Origin of the sequence: Ideonella azotifigens, from assembly GCF_006519715.1 — a bacterium.
Taxonomy (GTDB): domain Bacteria; phylum Pseudomonadota; class Gammaproteobacteria; order Burkholderiales; family Burkholderiaceae_C; genus Ideonella; species Ideonella azotifigens.
This window is the reverse complement of the sequence record NZ_VIDT01000457.1, coordinates 1-4547: the sequence shown is the minus strand read 5'-3', so window position 1 is coordinate 4547 and position 4547 is coordinate 1. Positions and strand designations below refer to the sequence as shown.

General features: G+C 67.5%; 5 protein-coding genes. 1 reads left to right on the top strand and 4 read right to left on the bottom strand.

The annotated features are described in order from the left end of the window. A partial coding sequence (locus tag FKP22_RS21830) for an efflux RND transporter periplasmic adaptor subunit (RefSeq protein ID WP_141289796.1) occupies positions 1-1135 on the bottom strand: 1135 nt, incomplete at its 3' end. Between the two features lie 147 nt (positions 1136-1282). Between FKP22_RS21830 and FKP22_RS21825 the strand changes: the two genes are divergently transcribed. Beyond that, on the top strand, positions 1283-1987 hold the full coding sequence (locus FKP22_RS21825; RefSeq protein WP_141289795.1) for a TetR family transcriptional regulator: 705 nt from the start codon (positions 1283-1285) through the stop codon (positions 1985-1987). Here the strand turns inward: FKP22_RS21825 and FKP22_RS21820 are convergent. From FKP22_RS21820 to FKP22_RS21810, 3 genes are all read right to left on the bottom strand, one after another. Then, complete coding sequence (locus FKP22_RS21820) at positions 1914-2099, bottom strand: hypothetical protein (RefSeq protein ID WP_141289794.1); 186 nt, start codon at positions 2097-2099, stop codon at positions 1914-1916. The genes FKP22_RS21825 and FKP22_RS21820 overlap by 74 nt on opposite strands. Before the next feature lie 10 nt (positions 2100-2109). Continuing rightward, on the bottom strand, positions 2110-3045 hold the full coding sequence (gene lpxC, locus FKP22_RS21815; protein WP_141289793.1) for a UDP-3-O-acyl-N-acetylglucosamine deacetylase: 936 nt from the start codon (positions 3043-3045) through the stop codon (positions 2110-2112). 55 nt (positions 3046-3100) lie between these two features. Beyond that, the coding region (locus tag FKP22_RS21810; RefSeq protein WP_141289792.1) for a sensor histidine kinase at positions 3101-4547 on the bottom strand (1447 nt) is incomplete at its 5' end.

Below are 4547 nucleotides of genomic sequence, written 5' to 3'. Positions count from 1 at the left end.
CCTTCAGGCCGCTCAGCACCACCCATTGGTTGCCATGCGTGCCGCTCAGCTGCACCGGGCGCGGCTCGGTCTGCTTCTCGGCATTGACCACCAGCACGGTGTCGCCGGCAGTGCCGCGGGTCACCGCCTGCTGCGGCACCAGGATGGCGGCATCGCTGCGCGCCTGCTCGATGCGGACTTTCACATACAAGCCTGGCAGCAGCTCACCCTTGGGATTGGGCAGCTCGGCGCGCAGCGTAACCTGGCCGGAGGTCGGGTCCACCGTCAGGTCGCTGAACAGCAGCTTGCCGGGCAGCGGGTACTCGCTGCCGTCGTCCAGCAGCACCTTGATCTTGGTGCTGCTGCTGGACTGCAGCTTGCCGGCCTCCATCGCGCGCTTCAGGCGCAGCGCCTCGGTGGCCGACTGGGTGAAGTTGACGTAGAGCGAGTCGATCTGCTGCACCGTGGCCAGCAGCGTGGCTTCGGTGGCGCTGACCAGCGCGCCTTCGGTGACCTCGGCGCGGCCGATGCGGCCGGTGATGGGCGAGATCACCGCAGCGTAGTCCACATTCAGCCTGGCCTGCGTCACGCCGGCCTTGGCGGCGGCCAGATCGGCAACGGCCTGCTTCTGCGCTGCCTGCGCAGCAACCCAGTCCTGCTGGCTGATGGCGCGGGCGTCGGCCAGCGGCTTGTAGCGGTCGTAGGTGGCCTGGGCGTTGGCCAGCGCGGCATCGGCACGGGCCTGCGTTGCGGCAGCGCTGTCCAGCTGGGCGCGATAAGGCGCGGCATCGATCGCAAACAGACTCTGGCCGGCCTTGACCACGCTGCCTTCGGTGAACAGCCGCTTCTGCACCACCCCTGTGACTCGCGCACGGACCTGGGCGGTGCGCACCGCCTCCAGCCGACCTGGCAACTCGGTCGCGAGTTCGATCGAGGCCGGCTGCACGGTGATCACACCCACTTGCGGCGGCGGCATCTGGCCGCCGGCATGGGCCGCATCACCGCTTTGACCGCAGGCTGCCAGCGACAGCAGCACCAGCGCAGTGGAGCCCAACGACACCAACGGCCACGCGGCCTGGGGTGCCAAGCGCCAGGCCTTGCTCAGCGTGCACGGAGACGAAACCTCATCGAGAGAAGCGGAGGGCGTGTGGGCCATGAAAGTCCTTCTGGATGAACGCAAGCAAATCCCCTCCACCAGCTGGCAACGCCAATGGAAGGGATTTGTCTGAAATAGAGTGAAACGAGTTTACATACAAACTAGAATGTATGTCCAATCACCGGGTTTATACGGGGTCTTTCAAACATGGTACGGCGCACCAAGGCAGACGCGCAGATCACCCGCAATCAGATCCTGGATGCTGCCGAGCAAGTGTTTCAGGACCGCGGCGTGGCCCGCACCTCCTTGCAGGACGTGGCGGCGGCCGCTGGCGTGACCCGCGGCGCGATCTACTGGCACTTCAAGGACAAGGCCGAGCTCTTCAGCGCAATGATGGAGCGTGTGACCCTGCCCTGGGAAACGCCGCTGGAGATGCCCTGGGCGGTGGCCATGGGCTTGCGCGCGGGCGACACCATCAGCGAGCTGCGCGGCATGATCTTGATGCCGCTGCACGCCGTCGTGCATGACGAGCACGGCCGCCGGGTCTTCACGATCGCGATGCACGCCACCGAGTACAACGCCGAGGACATGGCACCGGTGCGCGAGCGCAAGGAAGCCAGCCTCAATGCCTTCCTGGACCGGCTCGAAGCCACCTTGCAACGCGGCATGGCCAAGGGCCAGATCAAGACGCCGCTGGACACCCGCACCATCGCGCTGGGCTTGCTGGCCCTGATGGACGGCCTGCTGCGCCAGTGGACGCGCAACCCGGCGGCGTTTGCGCTGATCGAGGTCGGCGACGCGTCGGTGCAGCAGTTCCTGTCCGGCCTTGCGCTGCCGGCTACAGCAGCACCGTCATCCGCTCCAGCACCAGCACTGCCGCAAAACCCAGCAGCGCCACCAGCGTCCACTTGATGATGAGGATGGACCGCCGACGCCAGATCGGGCGGCCGGTGGCAACGAAGACGGCGAAGCACAACAGGCCAGCGACCAGCAGCAGGCCGACGATCAGACGGAAAAGCAGCATCTTTTCTTGACTACCAGGCTGGAGCAAGCTGGGCAAAGCCTGCCGGCGCCCGGGTTTCGTCCTCGAAGCTGACGTACTCAAACGCCGTCTCGTCGGCCAGCAGTTTGCGCAGCAGCTTGTTGTTCAGCGCATGGCCGCCGCGGAACGAGGTGTAGGCCGCCAGCAGCGGTGCGCCGGCCACGTACAGGTCGCCAATCGCATCGAGGATCTTGTGCTTGGCGAATTCGTCGTCGTAACGCAGACCGTCGCTGTTGAGCACACGGTAGTCGTCGATGACGATGGCGTTGTCCATGCTGCCGCCCAGCGTCAGGCCGCGCGCGCGCATCGCCTCCACGTCCTTGGTGAAGCCGAAGGTGCGGGCGCGGGCGATCTCCTGCTTGTAGCGGCCCGAGCCCATGTCGAAGCTGACCTGCTGGCCGGTGGCATCCACCGCAGGGTGGCCAAAATCGATCTCGAAGGTCAGCTTGAAGCCGTGGTACGGCTCCAGCCGGGCCCACATCAGCCGCGCGCCCTCGCCTTCGCGGATCTCCACCGCCTTCCTGACCTTCAGGAAGCGCTTGGGCGCGTTCTGCAGTTCGATGCCGGCGCTCTGCAACAGGAACACAAACGCGGCCGAAGAGCCGTCGAGGATGGGCACCTCGTCGGCCGTGATGTCGACATAAAGATTGTCCAGCCCCAGGCCGGCGCAGGCCGACATCAGGTGCTCGATGGTCTGGACCTTGGGCGCGCCCGGATCACCGCCGGGCGAGATGGTCGAGGCCATGCGGGTGTCGCTGACCGAGCCGGGCCGCACGGGGATGTCGACCGGCTGCGGCAGGTCGACCCGGCGAAAGACGATGCCGGTGTTGGGCGCCGCCGGCCTAAGCGTCAGCTCGACCTTCTGGCCGCTGTGCAGCCCGACGCCAACGGCGCGGGTGAGGGACTTCAGGGTGCGTTGCTTGAGCATGGCGACGGGCTTGGCAAGGTGCATCGCGGACTGCGGCGCAGCCCTGGATTGTCCGTCAAGCGGCCAAATCCCGCTGTAAAGGAAGGTGCAGCCTGACACGGGTGCCGCGGCCCGGTGCGCTGTCGATGTGCACCTCGCCGCCCAGCCTGGCGGCGCGCTGGGCCAGGTGGCGCAGGCCACGGCCGCGCGGCGCTTCTTCGGTGTCGAAACCGCAGCCGTCGTCCTCGATCAGCACCTCCACCCTGTCGCCCAGCTGCAGCGTGGCAATGCGGATGTGCTGGGCCCCGGCGTGCTTGAGCACATTGGTCAGCACTTCCTGCACCGCGCGCAGGATCTGCAGCGCATCCGGCGGGTACAGCCAGTTCAGCGGCGGCAGGTCGTCGACCTCCCAGGCCAGCTGCAGCCCGGCCGCTTCCAGCCGGCGGCCCAGGCGGTGGCGCAGCAACGCCAGCAAGGTGATCAGGTCGTGGCCAATCGGCTCCAGCGAGTCGATCACCAGCCGCAGATCGTCCACGCACTCGCGCAGCAGCAGGGCCACCGCCGGCGCCTCCAGCCGGCCCTGCTCGACCAGCACCAACGAGGACATCAATGTCGAGCCCAGGCCGTCGTGCATGTCGCGCATCAGGCGCTGGCGCTCCAGCAGCAGCGCCTGCTCGCGCTCGACCGCCCGCAGCTTCTCGTGGTTGGTGCGCAGCTCGGCCTCGCGCGTGGCCAGCTGCTGCTCCAGCATGGTGTTGGCCTGGGCCACCTGGTCCATCGCCATCGAGTAGCGGTGCTGCGCCGCATGCAGGAAGGCCAGGAACATCAGCAGCATCGCAAACGGCAGCAGGTAGACCGATTCCGGCGTGATCGCGCCCGAGACCAGCAGCAGGTCGTGCAGGCCGAACACATTCGTCACCCACAGCGCCAGCGTGATCAGCCGGAAGTCCCGCCCGCCGTCGTGCCAGGCCAGCCAGCCCATGGTCAGGCCCACGCCCAGCGCCACCATCGCATTGACCAGGTGGACCTGCGACACCGCCCGCAGCGGCGAGCCGGGCATGGCCAGCAAGGTGGCAATGACCACGAAGGCCACCAGCGCGCGCTCCAGGCCACGGTGGCGCCGCCGGTCGAAGCGGATCGCGAACATGTACATCAGCACCATGACCCACGACAGCGATGCGTTGCTCATCCACCAGAACCACTCCAGGCTGGTGTCACTCGTGGGGAACTGCACGTAGTAGTGCAGGTTGCGCAGTGTCCAGGCCACCGAGGTCAGCGCGAACAACAGGTAAGGCCGGTTGCCGCGCCGGCCCAGCCAGTAGATCAACGCCACCAAGCCGAGCGCGAGGAAGGTCAGGCTGGCCACCTGCGGCGCGGCCTGCTGCAACAGCAGCCGCAACTCCAGGCGCCGGGTCAGCAGCTCGCGCGGGCCGACATAGAGCCGGCTGAGCCGGTGCGAGCGCTCCGGCGCCCGCACGATACCCAGCGCCAGCGTCAATCGCGTACCCGGCGCCTGGGCGCCC